General features: G+C 39.4%; 12 protein-coding genes. All 12 read right to left on the bottom strand.

What is annotated here, in order from left to right; translation table 11 throughout:
* Positions 1-4: 4 nt before the first annotated feature.
* A complete protein-coding gene (locus RDN93_RS12390; RefSeq protein WP_308745821.1) occupies positions 5-1,822 on the bottom strand; it encodes a RagB/SusD family nutrient uptake outer membrane protein in 1,818 nt (605 codons plus the stop codon).
* Between the two features lie 12 nt (positions 1,823-1,834).
* Positions 1,835-4,843: a TonB-dependent receptor gene (locus RDN93_RS12385; protein ID WP_308745820.1), complete on the bottom strand. Its 3,009-nt coding sequence runs from the start codon at positions 4,841-4,843 to the stop codon at positions 1,835-1,837.
* Positions 4,844-4,877: 34 nt separating this feature from the next.
* Positions 4,878-6,593, bottom strand: coding sequence for a RagB/SusD family nutrient uptake outer membrane protein (locus RDN93_RS12380; RefSeq protein ID WP_308745819.1), 1,716 nt, complete (start codon positions 6,591-6,593; stop codon positions 4,878-4,880).
* Positions 6,594-6,604: 11 nt separating this feature from the next.
* Positions 6,605-9,733: a TonB-dependent receptor gene (locus tag RDN93_RS12375; protein ID WP_308745818.1), complete on the bottom strand. Its 3,129-nt coding sequence runs from the start codon at positions 9,731-9,733 to the stop codon at positions 6,605-6,607.
* A 13-nt stretch (positions 9,734-9,746) separates the two neighbouring features.
* On the bottom strand, positions 9,747-10,247 hold the full coding sequence (locus RDN93_RS12370; RefSeq protein ID WP_308745817.1) for a DUF1735 domain-containing protein: 501 nt from the start codon (positions 10,245-10,247) through the stop codon (positions 9,747-9,749).
* A 206-nt stretch (positions 10,248-10,453) separates the two neighbouring features.
* A complete protein-coding gene (locus RDN93_RS12365) occupies positions 10,454-13,408 on the bottom strand; it encodes a glycosyl hydrolase 115 family protein (RefSeq protein WP_374047409.1) in 2,955 nt (984 codons plus the stop codon).
* Between the two features lie 7 nt (positions 13,409-13,415).
* Complete coding sequence (locus RDN93_RS12360) at positions 13,416-16,328, bottom strand: glycosyl hydrolase 115 family protein (protein WP_308745832.1); 2,913 nt, start codon at positions 16,326-16,328, stop codon at positions 13,416-13,418.
* 175 nt (positions 16,329-16,503) lie between these two features.
* Positions 16,504-17,856, bottom strand: a complete 1,353-nt coding sequence (locus RDN93_RS12355; protein WP_308745816.1) for a glycoside hydrolase family 99-like domain-containing protein — start codon at positions 17,854-17,856, stop codon at positions 16,504-16,506.
* 40 nt (positions 17,857-17,896) lie between these two features.
* Positions 17,897-19,321 (bottom strand): L-fucose/L-arabinose isomerase family protein, encoded by a 1,425-nt coding sequence (locus RDN93_RS12350; protein WP_308745815.1) that lies wholly within the window; start codon positions 19,319-19,321, stop codon positions 17,897-17,899.
* 78 nt (positions 19,322-19,399) lie between these two features.
* Complete coding sequence (locus RDN93_RS12345; protein WP_308745814.1) at positions 19,400-20,278, bottom strand: AraC family transcriptional regulator; 879 nt, start codon at positions 20,276-20,278, stop codon at positions 19,400-19,402.
* 12 nt (positions 20,279-20,290) lie between these two features.
* Positions 20,291-24,307, bottom strand: coding sequence for a two-component regulator propeller domain-containing protein (locus RDN93_RS12340; protein WP_308745813.1), 4,017 nt, complete (start codon positions 24,305-24,307; stop codon positions 20,291-20,293).
* 98 nt (positions 24,308-24,405) lie between these two features.
* Positions 24,406-26,466: an acetate--CoA ligase family protein gene (locus tag RDN93_RS12335; protein WP_308745831.1), complete on the bottom strand. Its 2,061-nt coding sequence runs from the start codon at positions 26,464-26,466 to the stop codon at positions 24,406-24,408.
* Between the last annotated feature and the right edge of the window lie 5 nt (positions 26,467-26,471).

Raw genomic sequence — 26,471 nt, 5'->3', positions numbered from 1 at the left:
TTAATTACTCTACCACACGTGGTGACCACCCCCAGTTCTGAATCAGATTCCTATTCTTATTTATCTCTGACTGTGGAATAGGTAGTACATTCATAAAGTCCTCATAGCTACGCTTTTCTATTTCCCTAACATTATATTCTTTCGTTTTATCATCTTCTTTTAAAACAATATCCTGTTCATGAACAACTCTTTGTGTTTCCGTACCAATCATCCAACGACGCACATCCCAAAAACGATGTTCCTCAAATGCAAACTCCACACGGCGTTCGTTCCGAATTAAGTTACGTATATTTTCCTGCGTCAATGCCCAACCACGATTAGCAAAAGTGGTACGTACATCAGGCATCCCAGCTCGAGCACGCACTTCTGATATAGCCCAACAAATCGCATCATCAGGAACTAAAGAAGGTTCGGCATAATACTCATTTAGCGCTTCTGCATATAACAACAAGATATCGGCATAACGAATGATTGGATAAGAGTTAGGAACAGTTACATTATTAGTTGGATTCAAATCTTTATCCATAAACTTTTTTAAGAAAAAGCCAGTACGGGAATATCCACGAATATAATCTTTTCCCCATGGTTTATCCGAGTCGATATCACGTCTCCAAGTCTTAAATTCTATACCACAGAAAATCGATTCATCATACCATATCGTAGCATCCAGACGTGGATCACGTCCGGAAAATGGATGTAATGGACGAAAGCCAGAACCTTCTTGCTCAGGCAACATGCCATTTTTCATTTCATATGCTGCCACTAAGTCCTGAGTAGGTAAATTATAACAAACTGGACTTCCTTTACCACGGACAAGCATAAAATTAAAGGGCAAATTATTATAATATACATCAATCGAAGGTCCCTTCAAAAAGGGGAATATAGACTCCTCTACTGTGTTACGGGTTACGAAATAAGTCTCATATGCTGATTTTGTTCCATTAGTCTTCTTATACAAATCATAACGCCCCATATCTATCACGGCTTTTAATGCTTTAGCTGCATCATTCCAACGCTCTTTATTATAATCCGGATAACGCCATAGCTCTTTATTAGGATCTTCCTCATCATATTTTGGATAATGTGGAGGTCGATTATATAATGGACTAGCCGCTAAAGCAAGCACTTTTGCTTTCAAGGCTAATGCTACACCATCATTAGCACGTCCGAAGTTATTGCCAGCCCAGTCTTGATTCACACTCTTAAATATTGCGATAGCAATATCACACTCCTCTAATATGTATTTTACACATTGGTCAAAAGTGACCCGTTTTGCTTGTTGCAACTCGGAAGAGTCAAAATGCAGTGTGTGATCCAGAATAGGTACCCCACCAAAATGTTTCAGTAACTCCGCATAAAAAAATGCACGTAAGAAAATTACCTGCCCACGCAAATATTCCAAATCTATCCTAGTTGCCACTCCTGACCTTTCCTCAATATAATCATAGTTCTCTAAAAATTTATTACATGCACGAATTGCTGCATAAGATTTAGACCAGACACTCCCCAATGGTACACTTTCAGCATTCCAGTTTCCATTGTTGAACCGTTGCGCATCAGAATCTAACGAACGAGCTTCACCATTATCTGTTGCGCAATCCAAATATGCTCCTCCCCATGAACCAGGAACTTCAGCACCCTTAGGCAGCGAATAATAAATATCATTTACAAAATAACGTGCATATGTAGGATCTTTAAATACATCCTTCTCATATAAATCTCCTACATCTTCTTTATCCATCAAAGAAGAAGCGTCTAAACATGAACTCAGAACCAACATGAAAAGAGTCAAGCCTAATATCGTATAAAGTTTTATTTTCATATTTGACAAATTTTAAAATTTAAGATTCAATCCCACACTATAGTTTCTCATCTGGGGATAAGAAGTATTTCCCCCGTCATTAGACTCTGGATCATATTCTTTAAACCCTGCAAATGTCAACAAATTTGTTCCACTCACATAAATACGAGCAGATGTTATCTTAGCTTTTTTTGTCCAAACAGAAGGTAATGTATAACCAATCTGCATATTCTTTAAACGAAGATAGTTTCCATTCTTCAACCAAAATGTAGATAGCCTGTGATTCTGTTTAGAAGTAGTCGGAGATAAACTTGGATAAGTAGCATGTTCCTTATTCTCCGGTGTCCATCTTCCTAAATGATGTTTCATCACACTCCCAGTATTAGTGAATTCCCAATAACCATATCCATTAACATAAAGATCAGTAATAGCTGCACCTTGAAAGAATAATTGCCAATCAATACCTTTCCAGTTACCACCCAAAGTCAAGCCATACATAATCTCAGGCAAACGAGTTTTTCCAATCGGAGCTACATCATAACTATCAATCATGCCATCACCATTTATATCCCGATATTTCAAGTCTCCTAGTTTCAAATTACTGGAGAAACTAGATGGTAAGGCGTCAATTTCTTCTTGAGTATTATAAAAGCCATCAACAATCATACCAAAACGCTGATTAACCTTACGACCAATCCCAGAAGTCCATGAATATGTTTGAGGTTCTTCACCTTTCTTTAATACCTTATTACGTGCAAACGACACATTTCCTTTTACATAATAAGATACCTTTCCTATCTTATCATTAAATGAAACATCAAATTCAAATCCAGAATTACGGACTTCTCCCAAATTCTGAGGGGGAAATCCCTTAGTACTATCAGTAGCCCCCAGCATACCATAAATAGTTGATATTGAACGATCGTAATCAAGGATATTCACTCTTTTTTCTGTAAAAGCATCTATGGTCACTGCTAATTTACTATTAAAGAGACGCATATCAATACCCACATTTAATTTACGAGCTCGTTCCCAAGTCACATCTACATTTCCTTCTTTTCCTTCATAAATACGATTTTCCGGATTATTTTCAATACCAAATGAAGGGCGGTTGGAAGTCAGCATAGGGTAAGTTTGCAAATAATAATATTTGTCAGATCCTATTTTATCATTACCAACTTCACCATAAGCGCCGCGAATTTTCATGTAATTGAAAATCTTATTGTCCTTATTCCAGAATTTCTCTTCTGAAACAACCCAACCTAAAGAGAAAGCCGGGAAAAAGCCATATCGTTTGCCTTCAGCAAACTGAACCGATCCATTATAACCAGCATTAAACTCAGCCAAATACTTATTCTTATAACCATAAGTGATGCGCCCTACATAGTTTATATATCCAGTAGGTAACGCCGCATTATTATATTGGCTCAATTGATTAAACGCCAGCAATCCTGTAATAGCATGAGAACCAAATTTCCGGTCATAGTTAACTGCAAATTCTGTTGTTATATTCCGCCGATGAGGTCCAGCTGAAGTTTCTATCTTAATTGGAGTTTCCTCACTTACAATCACATATTGTCCATCTTTGGTATATTCCCACAATTCCGGGCGTTCTGTTAAATCTCTTCGAGATGCCATAGTAGATACAAAGCCAAACATAGCTCTTGCAGAAAGCCCCTTAGTTACAAAATCCAAATTCTGTTTCAGCTTTATTACAGCTTCGAACACATTACGTTTTGAGTGATTATAACCATATCGAGATAATGCTGCATAAGGATTTACTACATTCAATTTACCACCATAAGTTCCATCCGGATTCACATAATTCAAATAATTAGGCGGCAAACGAACCATAGATTCATATAAACCTTTTTCAGCATCATTATCATGCCTTTCTTCCAATCTTCCAGAAAGATCTACCCCAAATACGGTAGTCTTCGTTACATTAAAATCCAAATTGGTACGCATACCATAACGTTTGAAATATACATTCGAATTATAATCATTATTTTCAAACGTTTTATAAATACCTTGCTCATCCACATAATTAGCGGACACATAATAGCGGACAAAAGGAGTTCCACCACGCACTGTCAGATTATATTGTTGCTTTGTACTAACATTCTTCAATAAATCACCAATATAATCATTATCCGGATGCGTATAAGGACTAGTACCTGTACGATACATATCTAAATCATGAGCACTATATTCTGGTACTTCACCTACATTCATCAATGCTTCGTTTTTTAAACGTGCAAAATCATAAGAACCTAACTTTTCTGGTAAATTAATTGGAGTATTCATCGTGAACGATGCTCTCAGGTCAACCACAGGTTTACTTGTCTCACCACGCTTAGTCGTGATCAATATAACTCCATTAGCTCCACGCACACCAAATACAGCAGTAGCAGAAGCATCCTTTAAAACAGAAAAACTTTCAATATCTTCCGGATCAATCTGCGAGTAATCACGTTCCACCCCGTCAACTAACACCAATGGAGATGAAGTACCAGAATTATAACTAGCAACACCACGAATATATACAGATGCATCATCATCGCCCGGGCGTCCACCAGGAGATCTGGAGATAACTCCAGCGATTCTACCTCCAATAGCCTGTGTCAGATTAGTAGTTCCAGTACTTTGCAATTCTTTAGCATCAGCAGTAGAAATAGCGCCTACAACAGAAGCTTTCTTTTGTGAACCATATCCTACTACTACCACTTCTTCCAAACTAACACCGGACTCCAGCATTTTCACATCTAATTTCCTCTGTTTGCCTATTGTTATTTCCTGATTCTCGTATCCTATAAAAGAAAAAACCAGAATACTTTTAGGGCTTGATACAGTAATCCTAAAATTACCATTTACATCACTAATAGCACCATTTGTAGTGCCTGTTTCTACAATGTTCACTCCCGGCATAGTTTCATCGTTCATATCAACAATTGTACCTGTAACCGTAAATGATTGAGCGTATAACGAACTGAATACTCCGCCCGCTATTGCTACTATTAAGGTTAATAAAAACTTCTTCATGAATTTGTTTTTCATTTAATTCTACAATACTGAATTACCAACCAGGATTTTGAGTTAACGCCATATTCTTGTTCATTTCACTCTGAGGAATAGGATAATAATAACACCGTTCAGGGAAAATCCGATCTTCCACTTCAATTGGGTTGCTATAAACAAACTCTCCCGTACTTTCATCCTTTATAATTTGTACACCATGAACAGGACGATTTAATATAGTCTCAGCCTCTCTCCAACGACGTAAATCAAAATATCGTATTTCCTCAAAAGCTAATTCAACAGTACGCTCCCGGTGAATAATAGTACGCATTTCTCCTTTCGTTTTATTCTCAACTGGAGGTAAACCAGCTCGTGAACGTATCAAATTAACATAGGTATATATTAATTCATCATCTACCATTTCATCATCAGATGTTGTATAATATTCATTTGCCGCTTCTGCATAACTCAACAAAATTTCAGCAAAACGCAATATAGGCCAATCATGGTAAGTATTCTTTTCGACACCTGAAATTCGAACTTCCGAATCCAAATGTTTACGCAAAGTATATCCGGTGACACATCCCTTTGCAGTAGAATTTAATGCTGTATAGTCTTTTCCTCCAACATATGTTTCAACCTCACCGTCCCACCATGAACTACCATTATAAAGAACAGATGCTTTAAACCGCTCACATCGGTTTTCCCACGGTTTCTGTGGGTCATAAGTAGGATCATCTTTAGGTAATTTTCCACTCTTCAATTCAAACATATCAATAAATTCTTGCGTCAAACTGGTATTTCCCGTAGCTCCAGGAAAACCAGCAGGACCATTACGTTTCTCTACATTATTAGTCAGTCCCTGCATCCTCATGATAAGTAATTCACGGTTTCCTTCACGAGTGAAAAAAAGTCGTTCATATGAAGGATAAAGTTCATAGGCAAGAGTTCCATCCGGTAACCTTAGGTTAATTACATCATATGCTGCATTTGCCGCACGCTCCCAACGAGTACGTTCAGGCGATGCATAACGTTGTAGCTCAGTTGTATTAGCTATTGGTGATTCATTAAACAAGGGACTGGCAGCGTAAAGCAAAACTCTGGCTTTCAGCCCTAAAGCGGCTCCTTTCGTTAAACGTCCATAATCATTATCCGGATAGCGTAAAGGCAGCCCGGCAGCAGCCTCATCGCATAAACGAACAATATATTCCACACATTCATCAAAGGTATTACGAGGAATATTAATATCACCTCCTTCAAATAGTTCATCCATAATAGAAATTCCTCCATAACGCTTCAACATTTCATAATGCAGTATTGCCTTATGTAATTTGGCCTCGCCAATATACTGCGCCATTCTTGCTTCCGACAAAGTCTCACAATAGTGAATGTATGCCAAAACAATATTTGTCTTACGTATCAACTGATAAGTCTCCGCCCAACGTGCGTCTTTATTACCTCCCGATCCTGAATGAAAAGTAGCACGTGTAAAACTATTAACCTCCGTATTAGTACTAACAGGAGAAAGTACTCCCAAATCTGTCACACAATCGAAGAAACTATTTTGGTTAGCAGAACCTCCGCCAAATCGATTATATCCTCCTAAGCCTGTATTCAGTCCAACATACAGCTCATTTACAAACATCTCTACCTTTATGCTATCCTTAAAGGCTATTTCTGGTGGCATCCTCTCTAATGGAACCTCGTTCATTGCATCATAACAAGAGGATAATAACGCCAAACCAGCAAATAATATTATTATCTGTTTTTTCATATTCACAACTATTAAAATTGAAGACTCACACCAAAGCTTGACACTTTTTGTACCGGATAATTACATGCCCCTGGTTGGCTCTCTGGGTCAATAACACGCATATTATGCCAAGTAAAAAGGTTATATCCTGTATAAAAGATACGTGCCTTTGAGATTTTGACTTTCCGAGTCCAGTTCTGCGGAAGCGTATAACCGATTTCCAAAGTTTTCAATCGAAGGAAATTTCCATTATCTTGCCAAAAATCCGAATCCAAACGATTATGAGTTCCTCCTAATAAAGACAAACGAGGGTATTTAGCAGTACGCCAAGTTGAGGGATCTTGGGGATTATAACGGTTTTCCAAATGATACTTTTGCACACTACCGCCTCCCCATTCATTTCCATTTCCAGCTTCGTTCTTAAAAGCCATGATATTAAGGTCACCATATGTATAATCCCTATTAGCTACTCCCGTAAAAAGAGCCTTTACATCAAACCCTTTATAAGCAGCACCAACAAAAAAGCCATAACTCCATTCTGCCAAATTTGCATCTCCAATTTTACGCTGATCCTGTTCATTAATAACACCATCACCATTTAAGTCACGATACTTTATATCCCCCGCATATGCTGCTCCAGAATCAGTCTTGGGACTATTAAGACGATCCTGTTCATCAATATAAAGCCCATCCGAAACATAACCAAATAAATCATTTATAGAGTTTCCTGTTCGTTTCTGATAATCATATGGATATGGTTGTTCATCGTTAAACAGAATTGTATTATCAATAAAACTAAAATTGCCTCCTACTGTCCAGTAAAAATCTCCCCTCCTATCAGCATAAGCAATACGTGCCTCATATCCTTTGTTTTCCGTTTTACCGATATTTTCCAAAGGACCTCCAAAGCCATACCCCGAAAGAGTAGATACAGTATAACGTGTCGTTAATATCTGTGACGTCTTTTCCTTAAAATAATTAAACCCTAAACTTATGCGATCCTTCCATAAACGAATATCAGTACCAAGATTTAATTTCAATGACTCTTCCCAAGTTACATTAGGATTGAACACACTATTTTCTCCCCATCCACCAACATTAGCTCCATTTACACCAAAATGATAGCGGCTTGAACCTTTATTGGACATAGTAGGTAAATAATAAAAATAAGGAAGACCATCATCAGTAGCTGTCAACCCATATGAGCCATAAAATTTCACAAAACTCAGCAAATCATTTCCAATAGTATTTTTCACGAAAGGTTCTTCCGACAAAACCCACCCCAATGAAACTGCAGGGAAAAATCCATAACGATTCTCTTTCGGTAATTGTTCTGTCCCCTGATACCCGAAAGAAAACTCTGCCAAGTAACGAGAATCAAAAGCATAAGACGCACGTCCAAATAGCCCTTGATGATAATTAGCCATCTGCTGTGTATCCGTAGTCTGCTGATTACGATTAAATGTCAATAATCCTGAGACATCATGTTTCTTTCCAAATATATGCGCATAATTCACCCCTGCTTCCACATCAAAGATTCTAACTTTACTGTCACCGAAAGAGTTCTTATTTACCTGCTTACCTGGTTCACCCCACGTAGTGAATAAATCTTCACCTGTAGCTGCATCTTTACCAGTATACTCATATACCATATATGCTTTGCTACGATCAATTGTATTATCAAAACGAGCATCGAAGGCTAATGAAGCATATACACTTAAGCCCTTGGTAATAAAATCCAGTTTTTGATTTGCCTTCATAGAAGCCTCCATAGTACTGTGAATGTATTTTGAATATCCACTATGGTTCAGAATACCATAAGGATTCTTGCGATAATCATTTGTACCCGCAACCTTATCTGGACCATAATTCAATGGGAAAATATTAGCGGGAAGCGAATAAAGTGTCTTGAACAGTACGTCCGCACTCATCGATCCCCCCGGGTTATTCCTCAATTGTTGCCGTCCAAAAAGATCAACTGACAATAATAAGTCTTTAGTTAATGATACATCAACATTAGAACGAATTGAATACGCTTGGAAGTTAGCATTCGTATTATAAGTATTCAAGCCATCAGTCTTATACAAACCATCATTATGAAGGTAGGAGAAATTTACAAAATATTTAGCCTTGGAACTTCCTCCTTGAATACTTAAATTATATCGTTGAGCGATTGTCTGTTTTTTCAAGAGTTCACCAACCCAGTCTACATTTGGATGAGTATAAGGAGACTCGCCACTCACATACAAATCAAAATCTTCTTGCTTATATACCGGCTCTGCTCCCGGATTGTCATTAAGATAAGCCTCATTATACAATTGTGCATAATGATATGAGTCTAAATATTCCGGCATTTGTGTCGGTTTTGAAATACTCAATTGCGCATTGAAACGTATAACAGGCTTTCCCTCTTTACCACGGCGAGTGGTCGCCATAAATGCTCCATTAGCCCCCCTTAGTCCTAAAATAGAAAGAGAACCTGCATCCTTGTATACCGAAATAGATTCTATTTCGTGTGGATCGAGCAGAGAGAAAGAACGCAAATGCCCATCCACATATGCAACGGGAGAACCACTGCGCCAAGAGCGCTGTCCGCGCACATACAAACTAGCGTTATCCGCTCCGGGCAAACCAGTAGTCTGAATTGTTTGAACGCCCATCATCAAACCGGCAATTGCTGCATTTTGAAACATGACCGGGACATTTTCTATTTGTTCCCCACGCACTGTTTCCACAGCCGTTACTAATCGAGACTCTTTCTGTGTACCATACATTAAGTTTATGGTTCTATCTTCATATTTTTCTACCGCTTTAAAAAGTGTCAAACTCAAGTCTCTTTTTTTCCCGACTTGAACAGTAGCCCTTTCATAGTCATCTAATGTAAATATGAGGCTTGATTCTTCATCAGGTACAGCAATCGTAAATCGTCCTTCTTTATCTGTGAGAACAAACCCTAAGGTTTCTTTCACATCTACCAGTACATCTTGTAATGCTTCACCTTTAGGGTCAACGACTTTACCTCTTACTATTATTTGCTTCTTTTTTTGTGCAAACACATCTGAGGCATAAAAGCTGCAATTACAAAAAACAGCAAAACAAAGCAGTTTAAAAAAAACAGTTTGTTTCGATAATAAGTGAAACTTAATACAGTTTTTCATCATCTATAAGGCTAAATTATTGTTTCTTGATTCCAAAAAAAAGATAACCATGCTGTGGAGCCAGTTCATAATGAGAGGCAGATTTCATATACAAAGGCAATACATATCGTTTGGCCGGATCCAAATTGGTAGTATGAAAAACAACTTGCAAATCCCCCCTATTAGTATTTTTCTTTATCACTGCGACCATATCCACCGGAGTAATTTCATAACTACCTTCAGGAAGTACTTCATAATCTGCAAAAGAAGGGTCTTTCGCTTGAAGTCTCCTTAATGAATCAGTTGCCAAGCCAATAGAAACTTTCACTTCTTGGGGAACAGGGATACTTCCCCCACAATACGCACCAATAATGAAGGTCGTATCTTTCTCATAATTAAAATCAGCAATAAAAAAGTCGTTTTTTTCTGCCCACGTAGCTAGCGGGAAATAGATCTTTGCATACTGCATCTGCTCATCATCATTACAACTGATGAACAGTAGTGCACATAGCACAAGCAAGACTGTGTTGATTCTCATAATACAAGTTAACCATTTATAATTAATAATCGGGTTATTTCACTGACGCAAAAGTATGTTATTCGATTATTTAAGAATGAAATAAACATCCCAATAAATAGAAAATACGTCTCAAAAGCATCTATAAGATATAAAAAAGCTACGTACAAGTGTTATACGTAGCTTTCTTGTAAATCATTATTGATTTTATATATAATCCGAATCCTTTATTTCGCTTTTGTCGGCTTTGGCCCTAAATATGAACGTTTCATTCCTCCAAAATCCAATACAACTTTCTGCAATACAGTACCAGCATCGCCACACAAAACTTTTATTGTATGTTTTCCCGGTTTATTGATATGCAATGTCGTTTTATTAATACGACAATTTTTCAAGGCACTCTCATACCAGATTTGTGCATACTCGAAAGAAGAAGTCGAGGGGTTCATTACCGGGCCATCATCAATACATACGCCATATCGTGTTTCAATATTAGTAGCTTCATGACCTGCATACCCCTTATCAGCACTTAATGTAAAGGTTGGCAACACATAAGTATATACATCCACTGATCCTTGCCCGAAAGTATAGAAATCATATTCAACTCTCGGTACAATACTACTTCCGGTTCTTTGCATAGGCGCAATAGGATTACCTAATTGAACAGAAGCATTCTCAAAGCCTAGATTAGGGATTGTCATAATCTTAATAGCGTCATTCTCAACCTTTCTATGATAATCTGCCGCATTTATTGAGACATACCCATTGTGTTCGACAAACAAAGTATCCATTTCTGTTAATGAAGGAGAAGAAGGATTAAAAACAGAAACGTATATATTTTCTTTTCCCACACCATCAGCAGTGACCTCAATCATACCCGAGATACGTTCTCCAGACTGCACCTTTGTCCAATCTACAGAGACCCATATCCGGTCTTCAGAAGCTGTACTTCCTTTTTCTTTATTCACCTGTATCCAATTTTCTGAAGTTTTAATATTCCAGTTTAATGAGCCTTTACCTTTATTAAAGACATCAAAAAAATACGGTTGACGTAAATAGGTATTAAACACAGGCAGCATATGAAAACTACTTTTTCCTTTCAATACATCTTCCCCTTCTACCCACACTCCTAAAGAAGGGGTATTAGATAATGTTACCGTCTCCAACTTAGGTAATTCAAAATAGGAAGCAGCAAACCCTTGACGTGTTGTCATTATATGATTCCATTTTCCATTCAACAAAGAATTATACCCTTGAGTGATCGTTTGTAAACTATCATAATAAACCTTTACCTGATTTTTTAGTTCATTTGCCGCTGCTCTTTGTTGCAAAGCATACCATCTATTCTTTTGCCCATTCAAGACCATTTTATTCATCAGTTCGCAACCTTTCACCGGATAATAAAGTAATTGATAAAAACCAGCTTTCTGTTCTTCCGGCAATTCACTCAAAATACGCTCAACCTTTGCCCCAATACGATCATAAGCAGCTAATCGTGAGTCTGCTTCCTGATAATTGGCAAATGAGAAATCTGTATCAGTATTACGTTCTTTTCCATGCCTATTAGTTGACCATTGATATCCCCATCCCATAAACTCGGGCTTACGAGAAAATGCCTGGTGATAAAACGTATTCGTTATATCTACAAAATCATCATAATATCTATTACCAAACATTTTGGATAACCAGCGAGCCTGATAAAGAGAAATATTATCATAATTAAATGAGTCAATATCATAGGCCATTGTCAAAAACAGATCCATAGAAGATTCGCATGATTTTATATCCCCGACATTCAACAACCAGATTCGGTCGGCTGTTGCATCATAAGCCTTGCGAAGTTCTTCATACATCAATGCAGGCGGAGTAGTACTCATCCATAGATAATCGTGAGGCTTACCCAAATAAGAAACGTGATAATAGACTCCCGCACGCCCCGAACGTTTTTGCTCACGAGGACTGCTCAAACGTTTCATATATCCGTAATTATCATCCGGCCAGATGATAGTTACATCCTCCGGCAAATCCAAACCGGCACTATATACATCCAACACCTCTTTATAAGGAGTGAAAGCTTGCGGAATTTCATCAGCAGGCTTTTTAATAACATCTGTCAAAAGCTGACGCTGATCTTTTAAAGCCTCACCCAACATCTTCACACGCTCCTTCATATCATTACTTCCCCCCATCGCTTTATCATGAAGTCCGCGTAAAGCAAGCGTATAGACATTCTCATAAAGAGAGTTTTCTGTGACACGCTGTTTTAACACCCTGTTAAGTGTTTCTTTATTATTAACATAATCCCACTCCCCCATTGTTTTCTTATCCCATTCACTAGCATTATTAAACAATAATGGTTCACAGTGTACAGACCCCATAACAATAGCAAAGCTGTCGGCAACTAGTTTATTTTCTGGTATTTTATTAAATGCAGTAGAAGCCTCGTGCATTGCCGGGCACAAATAATTCGCCTTCAAACGCAAAAGAAGTTCACAAACCTTGGCATACGTTTTAGGACCAATATTTCCACGCTCTTTTTCAAATGTATTCTTTGCCCAACGTAATAATCCCCAGTCTTCATCATTAATAAAAATACCACGATATTTCACTGTAGGTTCTTTAGAGATTATTTTATCTACTTTAAGATTTAGTTCAGTATGTTTGGCTACAGGAGCATCTGCCCACCAATACCAAGGAGAAACCCCTATTATCTCAGATATAGAAAACAATCCATAAGCAGTACCTCGACGATCGCTACCAACAATAACTAAAGCCTTATTAACTCCAGGGAAAGGATTACGAACGACTTCTATCAAATAACTCTCCCATTGATTTTCTAATGCCTTGACGTCTAATTTATTTCTAGCAACCAAATTGTCTATCAATTCATTATGTCCAAGTGTTCCTACAATTATGCTATTCGAAGCTAACTTGTTTTTTGTAGCTTCTACTTGCATTTTCTTTCCTGTCACTAATTGCACATCATCTGAAAACAAATTAGCTGCCTTTTTTACCACTTCAAAGTCTTGTTCATCAAAATAAAGATGAGCATTACTTTTCCGATTTATCATACCAAATTCGTTGGCTTTGCTGTTACCTTTAGTCAAGACTACTTGACCAAAGGTAACAGGCATACAAGCTATTACAGCCAACCCCCATAATATCAATCTTAATTTTGTCATATCTCTTTCAGTTTATTCTGGTCGATTCAGGTCCCATATACGATTTCTTCAACCCTCCGAAATCAACTACAATTTTTTGTAACATCATTCCGGGATGGCCACAATAAATTTTCACCGTATGCTTACCCGGTTTATCAATAAAATGAGTAGTCTTATTGATTCTACAGTTTCTCAGCACACTCTGAATCCATAGAGTACTATAATAAGGTGCACCTGCTTCCGGCAAGTATACAGGACTATTATCGACCATTACACCATAACGTGAACCATGTTCATTATCCAATGGGAAAATAGGCAACATATAAGTATATACATCTACAGGACCAGTTTGGAAAGAATAGAAGTCATATTCCAGTACCGGAAACTTATTGCCACGCACTGGAGCAACATAATTGGACGTGAGCAGTAACCCGTCATAATAAGGTGTTTTCGCAAAAGGATCTCCTAAACGAACAACTTTATTGTCGAATCCAAGCCCATCTACTATATCGAACTTAATCTCACCAATTTCCTGCTTTCTATGAAACTTTGCAGCATCAATAGATACATAACCGTTATTCTCGACATATAATCCTTTCAATTCTTCAACTGAAGGGTCAGCAGGATTAAATACAGACACATATACAGTTTCCTTTTCATTATTATCTGTATAAATATCTACAAACCCAGAACCACTTTCACCAACTGGAGCTTTACTCCAATCTACAGAAACCGTAATTCGATCCTCATAAAGTGTCTTCCCGGCTTTCTTATCAATCAGAATCCAAGGCGCAGAAGGAGCAGCCTTCCATTTCAAACTTCCCACCCCTTTATTAAAAACATCAATATAATGAGCATCTGGAAGGTATTTATTAAAACAGGGTATTGTATGAAAGCTCATTACACCTTTCTTATTATCCTCTCCCTCACAAGATACGCCTAATGTAGGGACAGATTCTAATGTCACCGAATCAACTTTTGCACGTCCGAAAGAACGAGCTCCACCATGAATCAAAGACATCATACCTTTCCATTTACCATTTAATAATGAATTGTATTGTTCTGTTATCAAAACCAAGCTATCCCCATACACTTTAACTTTATCTCTCATTAAATTAGCAGTCGCTCTTTGTTGAGTAGCATAAAGACGATTCTTCTGCCCGCCTAATGTCATCTGATTCACTAAGGCCGCTCCTTTAACATTATAATATACCAACTGGAAAAATGCCGGTACCGCCTCTTTATTCAGTTCTTTTAATATTCTCTCCGCTTTTGCGGCAATACGTTCATAGGCGGCTAATCTTCTCTCAACCTCCTTGTAATTCTGAATAGAGAATTCCGTATCCGTACTCCGCTCCATATATTCAGGTTTCCGGGCAAAAGCCAACTGAAAATAAGTTTGCTGGATATCAGTCAGATCTTCCCTATATTTTTCACCGAATATACGGCAAAGAAAATCAACACTATGTGCATTAATATTATCATAATTAAAGCTTTCAATATCATAAGCCATATCCATGAATAAATTTATATGATATTCTGCCGGCTTAATATCACCCACGTTCACAACCCAAAGTCTGTCGGCGGTAGAACGATAAGCCTTTTCCAACTCCTCATACATCAGTGTAGGGGGCGTAGAAGCTATCCAAAGATAATGTTTTGGAGGTCCCCAATAAGAAACGTGATAATAAACCCCCGAACGCCCTGAGCGTTTCCGTTCTTTTGAATTACTAAGACGCTTCATATATCCAAAGTCATCTTCCGACCACACCAAAGTAACATCATCAGGTACATTCATTCCATGGTCATACGTTTCCAATACTTCTTTATAGGGAGTAAATGCCTGCGGAATTTGGTCAGCCGGTTTATTAATTTCACTAGACAAAATCTCGCGTTGATCATCAAAAGCTTTTTCCAATACACGTGCCTGTTCTTCCAATGTTAAATTACCAGCCATCACAGCATCGTGAATTCCACGCATAGCCAGCGTGTACACATTCTCAAATTTACCATTCTCATTCACCCGCTTACGCAAAACCTTATTAATGCCGTTTCGATTAGTCACATAGTTCCATTCTCCCATTGTTTTCTGATCCCATTCCGAAGCATTATTAAACAATAATGGTTCACAATGCACTGACCCCATGACAATTGCAAAACTATCCGCCACTAATTTATTATCCGGATAATGATTAAATGCTTTCGTACAAGAATGCATGGCCGGACACAAATAATTAGCTTTCAAACGAAGCAACAACTCACAAATCTTCGCATAGGTTTTTGGTCCTATATCTCCGACCTCCGGTTCAAAATTCTTAGAAGCCCATGGTTTTAATCCCCAATCCTCGTCATTAATAAAGATTCCCCTATATCTGACAGAAGGTGTCTTAGACGAGAAGGTATTTACATTCAAGCATAAAGATTTCTTTTTGACTACCGGAACATCTGCCCACCAGTACCAGGGAGATACTCCAATGGTTTCAGAAATAGAGAACAATCCATAAGCTGTTCCCCGACGGTCAGAACCAACTACGACCAATGCTTTTTTTATTCCCGGGAAAGGATTATCTATTAAATCAATCGCATATTGTTCCCAGCCATTACGAATTCTACTAACGTCAATCTTCTTATTCACCACTAACCGATCTATTGCTTTATTCTTTCCCAAAGTTCCGGCTAGAATAATATACTCTTGTTTAGACGGCAAATCAGATACCAATTTCAATTTTTTATTAGTGACTCGATTTACATCTTCCACCAACAGCCCTGCCGTTCTTCTGACCACTTCCGCATCTGCTTCATCATAACAAACCACTGCTTTAGCAGCAGAAGTAACGATTGGAAAACTTTTTTTGTCCTGCTGTTTATCTGACAGAGTTACCTGTGAATAACCAGTAGTTACAAAACAGAACAACAATAAAAATAAGGTTGCTTTCTTCATTATTTCAAATCTATCTGAGTTTATAAATGTTTTCATGTTATTAGTATTATTGGGAGTTTGTTCCATGTTACAAATGTAGGCAATTCGAGCATTCCAAGATAAAATAAATATCCCAATTAATAAAACAAACGTCCCATACACATTCCTCTAGAATATATATAGCTATTCACACAGGTCATATACCATGTATTGAGTGATTATTCTCCTTACCCAAAGCCTCTGCCAAAGCATCAAGCATTCCGTATCCGAAGCGATTATCTGGTAACAAGTAATGTCCTTCAGTCCATTCGTTAAAACATGCAATAGTCAAAATTGGAGGTACATCTTTATGTTTGTTTAAATAGGCAAAAGCCGACTGTACTAATGCCTTAAAAGATGCCGGGTTCTCACCCTCCAGAATCACACAAGTAGGCCATTTATCCCGATTAGGTTTATCAGGTCGTGCCAGTGGCGGGATATATCGAGGAGTAGAATCCCATCCCGGAGAAAGAGAAGGCAAGTAAGGAATCTCAAAATCATGATGATGTTTCGGCCACAGTTTAAAAGCAACATCCGCAGCCGCTATTCCATAGTCCGGTAATTCTACATCTTTAGGCTGATAATTATCAGCAACCCATGTAAAAGGATTATAAGAGCCTGCCGTACTATAACCCACATATTTAGAATTAGGGGAATAAAATCCTGAAGAATGAAAATGCAAGCCTTTATGCCCCAGCTTCCTGGCGAATTCTGTTAATTCCGCAAATAATTGTTTAGTCTGAGACACTCCTATCTTCTTTTCCAAACGGTTAGGATCCCAAATACAAATCACGGGGTTTCCATCTATTCTCCAATAATTTTCCAAATGACAATACCTGGATATAATATATGATAAGCTTTGCCAACACTCTTTCAAAGAACTATCTGCAGGTGCAAAACTGGGTGGATAAGCATTATGTCCATTCGTCATAGAGGTAGGGTATAGCACATACCAAGGATGATTGGTCCACATACATGCGAACTTCACGTCATTCCTGTTAGAAGCACGTAAAAAGCCATTCTCCAATGCTTCATGCAAACAAGGTTCATTATTATACCAGTACCAGTCCCAGATAAGAACATCAATTCCACTCTGTTTACATAAATCATTATATTTTTCCCATGTCCCCGGTTTACTTTCATCGAGTTCACCCAGCAATGGTCCCCTAGGTTGAGCATGCCCTGGATACCATGGACGAGCACTCCTTACAAGATTATATTCTGTCCATCCCGGTCCATAAATTTTATCATGTATGGCAGAAGCATGATAATTAGGGAATGTATAGCAAGCTACTGTCAGATTTTGAGGTTTATCCAGTAAAGCGACATCGCCTACCAACGTATTCAGATCTTCCGGCAGCCGAGGCACTGTCGCTTGTTGTTTAGGTGTTAAAATAGTCCTTTCCTCCAAGACTTCTGTTGCATGTAACATTTCCGTACCCACAACAGAAGTAGCCATTACAACCGCCCCCTTAGCTCCTGCAGATTTTAAAAACGTCCTTCTATCCATAATTATAAGATGATTTTACAGTTATTAAAAGGAAATTATCTTACTCAATTATAACAATAGGAATATTCAGAAGAAACGCAAGCTTTTTTAGTTCCGATACTTTATGTCCTACCCCAATCGCACAATGATGTGATGGTCCTGCCTTACTCCACATATCCATAAAACGACGAGCTCCGCATGGGAAACGATAACGGCTGTTAGTATTGCCGATATGTAATGTTTCTCCTTGTACTGCTTCTCCTTCTGCCGCTAACAAGAAAACTCCGTCTTTTCCTTCACAAACAGACAATAACGTAACATTTCCCGGCTTTACAGTCATCTGAATAGACAATCCTTTTCCCGGCTTACCATGATACAACGGAAGCGGCACTAGTTTTACTTTTTCTTCGGCAATGGCAAAGTGCGCCGGTCCATCATGCCCCAGCATAACAATATCATCATTAAAGTCCATCGCATAAAATTCAGAGAAAGAGCCTCCAGCTTTCAATAATGACATTATCTTCATCGCTTGTGCGTTCTTTACCTCACATTCTCCCGCAACAGGTATCCCATGCCCTGTCAACAAAGTATTACCTGCAATAACCGAAGTAACAATATTCTCATAATCATTTCCATTAAAACCCTCATAATAATAAGCCATCGCCCCCAATCGATGAGCTTCCACCAGTTTATCCAAAGCAACAGAAGTACGTGCCGCCCTTACTAGTTCATCCGACTCACACGATGTTTCTACATCAAATTTATCATAAAACTCATTTAACTTACGTCTCAAATCAGCATCCGTCACCTCATCCCTATAAGCTTTTAATTCACACATCTCCAACAATTCCACATGCGTTCCGAATGTTGCGCTTTGCTGCATTACATCCGTATAAACATCCAGCATTCCACAATAATAATGTCCTAAAATCCCCAGGCGGTTCTTACGCATTCCACCTACCACACGCGCAGCATCTACCCAAGAAGCGATCTCTTTCCATGCCAATTGATCAGACAAATACCCTGTTATGATATCATATCTAATACCCGACCGGTTAAATACACTTGCAAACTCCGGAACAGAACAAGCTTGGCAATGAGCTAACCATTCCCCAGTCATCTTTCCCCGATCCCCCATCGAATTGACTTTCTGATAATTAATAGCAGGAACAGGCTGCATATTCAACATGATTACAGGTTTCCCAACTTGTTGTGCAACAGGCAAAACTGTAGACGAAAGAGCATAAGTAGAAATAAACAAAAATACAAATTCGACATCCGCTTGTTTAAGCAATAATGCACTTTCCCCTGCTTTTTGCGGGGAGTCCACCATTCCTACGTTAATTACTTCTACATCCATCTGCTCAATACCCGCACATATTTCCTCCTGATAAGCCAATAAGCGGGGAAGAAGTCCCTCAAACTGCCCCCAATATGTATCCAGTCCAACTCCCAAAAGCCCTATTTTCACTTTATTCTGCATCATAATTCTATTTTTTAGTTACGATACAAACTTAGAAACTATTCTACAGAAGAGCTTTCAATTATTGCCAGAATAATATAACTATTTGCTACAAAATTCATCTCGATATTCTACAGGAGATCTCCCCGTCTGTTTTCTAAAGCGGGCAGAGAAATAGGCAGGCGATTCAAAATTTAATTGATAAGCTATTTCTTTTATAGGAATAGTTGTAGTGGTTAATAATTCAATAGCTTTTTGTATTCTAAGATTCTGGAGATACTGCACCGGGGCACAATGCATTCGCTCTTTAAACAATTTACGGAAAAGGGAATATCCCATTCCCGATTTTTCTGCTATCTCTTGCATAGAAACAGATTGATCTATTAATTCCCGCATAAGTACACAAGCATAATCTATCTTAGAAGAAAAGTCGTCGGTTTCTACCCGACGATTCTTATCAATGCTACACATCAGTGCTACCAAATAAGTAACCAACCCACCAAGCACCTGTTGATATAAACTCAGCTCCTCATTGGCTACATTAATAGCTTTTCTAAACAAAGAAACAATCTCGTCATTGATGCCTACTCTAAAAACAGGACTCTTTCGAGAACAGTACTCATTCCTCATCCAATTATCAACTTCAGAGTCGCAAAACCCAATCCAGTAATGGCTCCACCCCGTTTGATAATTCGGATAATACGTGTGCCATTCTCCTGGAAACAACACAAATATCATCCCCCGCCTAATCGTAAATACGCCCCCACTCCCTGTCTCCAACACTCCTTCCCCATCTATGACATATATTAACTGATATTCCTTCAAAACACGCCCTTTATCAGGATTGAAATAATATCCGGCAGAATGATTATACGTAGGATAAGAAGTATTAGGAGGAATCTCTTCAAACCCCACAGAGGAAATATTCCTATCTAATCCCGGACTATTATTCACAAAATATTTAATAGAAGTTCGTTCCATAATATCCGATATTTATCCAACGAAATCTTTTGGGGACACTCCAAACTGCTTTTGAAAGCACTTAGAAAAATAGGACGGAGAATTAAATCCTACCGTATAGCAAATTTCATTAATCCGATTTTCTCCTTCTTTTAATAATTGAGCAGCTTTTTTCAAGCGTTCCAAACGAAGATACTCATTCGGGCTTAAGTCCAAAACCCCTTTTATCTTACGATAGAAGTTAGAACGACTCATATTCATACCATCCGCCATATTTTCCATACAGAAATCCGGATTGCTGAGATTCATTTGAACCACTTCATTCAATCTTTGTATAAACTCCTCATCAGCCTTAGTTAATGCCATTGTATTAGCTGCCACAAAAGGAGATTGCGTAAATGCCTGCCGCAGTTTTTCCCGGTTCTGAATTAAATTAGAAACACAAGCGTGTAAATATTCCACAGAAAAAGGTTTTTCAATATAAGCATCCGCACCTAACTCCATACCTTCGATTTTTGACTGAATATTCGTTTTGGCCGTCAACAGAATCACTGGGATATGACTATAAGTTAAATCTGATTTTATCTTCTTGCATAGTTCAAAACCATCCATAACTGGCATAACAACATCACTAATCACTAGACTTACATAATGCCCATCTAATATTTCTAATGCCTCAGAACCATTAGTAGCAGTCAAGACAGCATAGCTATCCGCCAATTGCCGAGCCACAAAAGCAAGCATATCAGGATTATCTTCTACAATCAGCACTGTCGGTCTATCTTCCATATCTTCAGCTTGTTCTGTATGTGCTCCTATTACAGATTCGATTCCGGCAGTTACTTCAGAAGCTAATTTAATCGTCATGTTTTGTACTACCGGAAGTGTCAAATAGAAACAATTCGTTTCTTCCCCTTCCAACATGATCAAACTTCCCTGATGCAATTCTGCCAATGAGCGAGATAAAGCTAGTCCAATACCAGTACCAGCAGTAACTCTGCCATCATCTTTTTCGTTAAAGCGTACAAATGGCTTAAATATCTCTTCCTTCATCTCATCCGGAATAATTACCCCATCGTTTACTGTACGAAGATGGAATTGCATCTTCTCCTCACTATCATCGAACTCTAAAAAGATATGCACATAAGTTTCCGCATACTTTACTGCATTATTAAGCAAATTACTTACAATCTTAGTAAACGCCTCTCTATTAATATGCGCATAAAAATCCTGTGCAGGCACATTCAGTAGGAATTTCAAACCTTTCTGCTTAGCCAAAGAAGTAAAACGTCTATGGGTTTCCTTTAGTACCTCTGTGATATTACATTCAACAAAATTTAATCGAAACTCCTGACTTTCTGTTTTCCGGAAATCCAACAACTGATTTGTCAAATTTAGCAAACGTTCCGTATTCTGTTTCATAATATCCAAATCTTCACGTGTCTCCTGATCAACTTCTTTCTTTAAAATAATATTTTCCAATGGTCCTTTTATCAAAGTCAAAGGAGTACGTATTTCATGAGCTACATTCGTAAAAAAATCAATTTTTGCATGGTATACTTCCCGTTCTTTCTCCTGTTCGAATTTCTCCATTTGCCGACGATGCTTTCTATTACTCCGTCTTTTAAAATAGAGGAATGTATAGACAGAGCAACCAACAATCAACAATACATAAACAACATAAGCCCAAATAGAAAAATAAAAGGGGGGGAGAATATGGATGTTCAAAATTATCCCTTCTTCATTCCACACCCCGTCACTATTGGAAACCTTCACCCGGAAAGTGTAATTGCCATACCGCAGATTGGAATAAGTGACAATAGGGCTCTCGCCCACCGTCAGCCAATCTGCATCAAAGCCGTCCAGCTTATACATAATCTTACTCATCCTCGGAGCCTGGAAGTCCAGTGCCGCCACACGGAAAGAGAAAGAGTTCTGATTGGATTGAAGTACAAGTTCGTCGGAAAAGGTGATACTCTTTTCCAACGGAGAGCCGGGCTCACCTACATATACATCTTTACCAAACAGTAGAAAATCTGTAATCACAATAGACGGAAGCGACTTGTTCTCTGAAAAATTCTTGGGATTGAAAGCTACAAAACCATCAATACTTCCCAAATAGATTGTACCGTCTTCCGTTTCAAAACTTGAACGATAATTAAACTGGTCGCCCAATAAACCGTTGGAAGTGGTATATACTTTCATTGCTCCGGTGGTAGGCTGAAAACATACCAAGCCATTATTAGTTGTCAGCCAAAAAAGCCCGTCCTTGTCTTCCACAATCTGATAAACGACGTCGTTAGGCAATCCGTCCGCCAGATTATAGCTGGTGAAGGTTTCTGTCTCCGGATGGAACAAACAGAAGCCACCGCCCTGTGTCGTGAGCCAAACCTGCCGGTGGGAATCCTCGAAGATACTCACTACCTTGTCGTAAGGAAGGCTTTTCGGGTTGTTTTCATCATGCAGGTAATTCTTCCATTTCTTCTCACTCACATTATAACAGTAAGCCCCATTTGCATAAGTCGCCAGCCAAAGGTTTCCGCCGGAGTCTTCTTTGATGTCATATACAAACCGACCATTCAGCTCCGGAATCCGGTCAAAATCATCGGACTGCTTATTATAACGCAACAGGCCGAACAATGTGCCTAAATAAACATCTCCCGTCGTTGTCCTGCAGATGGAAAAAACACTATTATCTATCAAAGAACGGGGCGAATCAGTTTTCTGATATGTTTTCACAATAGCTCCCGTGCGTGTATCTACCACTTTCACCCCTTTCGAGAAAGTTCCCACCCAAAGATGGTCGCCAATCAGACACAACCCGTGCACGTTCGTAAAGGCATTGCTTGGCGTGAAGAAAGAGAAAGTCTTGGTCTTCGGGTTAAAGCGGTTCAAACCACCGTCTTCCGTGCCAATCCACAAGATTCCCTGATTATCCTGGCAGAATTCACGTACCCGCTTTCCATGCAGCCCGTTTTCTGTCCCTTTCGGATAATATTTCTCAAAGTTCGTATAGAAACGGGGGTAATAGTTTATGCCACCGAAATAAGAACCAATCCAGATACCACCTTCACGATCTTTACACAGCGAATAAATAGCATTATCGGACAAGGAATAAGGGTCATTGATCGAACTGCGCAAGTGAACAAATTTCCCCAGCCGGAGATTATAAATATAAAGCCCCGATTCAGCGCCAATCCACAATTCATTGTCAGAAGCAACCAGCAGCTCACGGCAAAAGACAGACTCTCCGGACTCATCTGCCAAAAGTAAATCATGCAATTTGTTTGAAGTCAGGTTCAGTTCCTTCACTCCACCTTTCAAAGAACTCACATACAGACAGTTGTACGCACCCTTCACAAGACAGGTCACTACATCGTTCGCATAAGTTTCTTTATTATCTACCGGAGAGAGGTAAGGATGAAGCGTTTTCAGGCGGTCTTTCGAATAGAAAAGCCCGTCACCGTAACAGCCTATCCAAAGGGTTCCACTATTATCGAAGGCAAAAGTCTGCACATTGGTGGTAAGAAAAGAGAAGTTTTCTAACGTATAGTTCCGAAGCCTTTCTTTTTCCAGTTCATAGCAAAAGAGTCCCTGAGATTCCACTGCTACCCAGACACAACCTTGATTGTCGCCGGAGATTGCAGTCACAGTATGTTCTATTTTCGTATTTTCCGCGCTCAGCCCGATGAAATGCTCGAAAAAGTCTTTTTCCGGATAATAAATATAAAGCCCCACATCCGTGCCTACCCAGATATTTCCTTTCTCATCCTCATAAAGCGCTGTGATGAAATTGTTGCCGATACTTCGTTGGCTACGGTCATCGTGCTTGAATTTGCGGAACGACAAACCGTCATATCTGTTCAGCCCGTCTTTCGTACCGAACCACATAAACCCTTGTTTATCCTGCAGAATCGCATTGACTGTGTTTTGGGATAATCCGTTCTGCACGCTCAGGTTTTTGAAATAATAATGCTCGTCCGCCACTTGCGCATGGCAGCTTATCTGATAGCAAATTAAACAGAGTAAAAGTATCAGTGCTTTCTTCATAACATACGTGTTTTCTATCTTCCCGTTTGAGTTACCAAATGTAGGCAAAATAACAATCGAAAGATAATAAATACGTCTCAATGAATGAAAAAATCGTCCTATTTCTCTATTCTGATACGTGCATCGACTGCAATAACAGCCTTCTCAGTCGCCAAAAGCGGGTTTATATCCATTTCTTTGATTTCTGTCGCAAACCGGAGCAAGGTAGACAGACGGACTATAATTTCCGCAAATTTATCCTCATTCACTCCTTTCTGTCCACGTGTTCCCTGGATTATCTTATAAGCACGTAATGAATGAATCATTGAATAAGCCTCTTCGTAAGAAAGCGGAGCCAAACCGGAAGATACATCTTTCAATACTTCCACAAAGATACCTCCCAGACCACAAAGCACTACATGCCCGAACTTCTCTTCATACTTCGCACCGATAAAGAGTTCTGTACCTCGCAGCATCGGTTGCACCATGATTGCCTTCGCGTCAGCAATCTGCATCATACGTTCAAACTCCAAAGCCAGATGTTGCTCACTTTTGATGTTCAATACCACTCCGCCAACATCCGATTTATGTACGGGACCAACGACTTTTGCCACTACCGGGAAACCACATCGGCGGGCGAAAGCGACTACTTCCTCTTTGTTATCCGAAACAAACTCGTCTACCAACGAAATACCCGCTGCATGAAGCAATGCGTGCACATAATGAGGTTCGATATATCCGTCTTCCGGAATCGAATCGATAATACGACGAATCCTCGGAACATCCACTCCAAACAATTCTATTTCCGGGACTGCCGGTTTAGGAGCATTGACAATACGCGAAAGGGCCGTCCCGAGTGTCACTTCATCTGCAAAGTTCACGTGTCCTTTCGCCAAAAATGCCGCAACCTCCGCTCCGGCGGTATTGATGGAAGGCAGGATCGGGAAAATCGGTTTGCTGCAAACCTGCATCTTCTCATGAAGCACGTCATACATCTCAAACATGGTGACCAATCCCGGTGTTCCGAAGATAGCCATCATGGCATCTATATTTTCAAATTTCTCTTCGCAGTAATCAATGCAGAGGCGCAGGTGTTCGGGAGTTCCCGTAGCAAGAATATCAATCGGGTTTCCAACAGCAGCACCGGGGAAAAGTTGCACTTTCAGTTCTTCCGTCAGTTCGCCTTCGAGCCTCGGCACATTCAACCCGCCTTTGCTCAGTGCGTCTGTCAACATCACCCCCGGTCCGCCGGCATGAGTGATAATGGCGAAGTTCTTTCCCTTCAATTCCGGCAGAGTAAATACACAGCCAACGGTGGTCAGTTCTTCACGGGAGAAACAACGCACAATCCCCGCTTTACGGAACAAAGCCTCAACAGCAGAATCGGAACTGGCAATAGCTCCCGTATGTGAAGAAGCCGCACGACTTCCACTTTCCGAACTTCCCGCCTTTATCGCCGCAATCTTACATCCTTTTCTTATCAAGGAAGAAGCATGAAACAATAATCTGTCCGGATTCTGAATACTTTCAATATAGAGTAGTTTGATATGGGAGTCTTTCTCAGGGTCGAAGTTCTCATCCATGAATTGCAGTACATCCTCCACACCAATCTGCTTGGCATTTCCCACCGACCAGACGGAATTGAACTGCAATCCTTTGGTTACGGCACTCTCAAGGATAAATACCGCCGTAGCACCGGAACTGGAAATTAAATCCACTCCTTTCAAATTCAGATTAGGAATAGGCTGGCTGAACACACTGTGATGCCAGGTGTTCATCAAACCGATGCAATTAGGACCAATCAGTGAAGCACCGTACTTATTGACTGTTTCCAATATTCGTTCTTCCAGCAACGCCCCCTCATGAGTTTCCTCGCCAAATCCGGCAGATAATATGATAAACGCACGAGTTTGCTTTGTACTAGCCAATGTTTCCACAATATCGGGACACATCACGGCAGGCACAGCCAATACCGCCAAGTCCGTATCAGGCAGATCTTTCACGTCCGCAAAGGCAGGCACTCCCTGAACTTCCTTCTCTTTCGGGTTCACCGCCCGAAGTTCTCCCTGATAACCTCCGTTTATCAAATTCTTCAATATTGCGCCACCCGGCTTATGTACATTATTCGATGCCCCTACTACAACAATGCTTTCAGGACGAAGCAACTGGGTTGTTATCATATCAT

The sequence above is a fragment of the uncultured Bacteroides sp. genome (genome assembly GCF_902491285.1).
GTDB lineage: Bacteria > Bacteroidota > Bacteroidia > Bacteroidales > Bacteroidaceae > Bacteroides.
The sequence above is the reverse complement of the archived record's forward strand: the minus strand, read 5'-3'. Positions and strand labels throughout refer to the sequence as shown.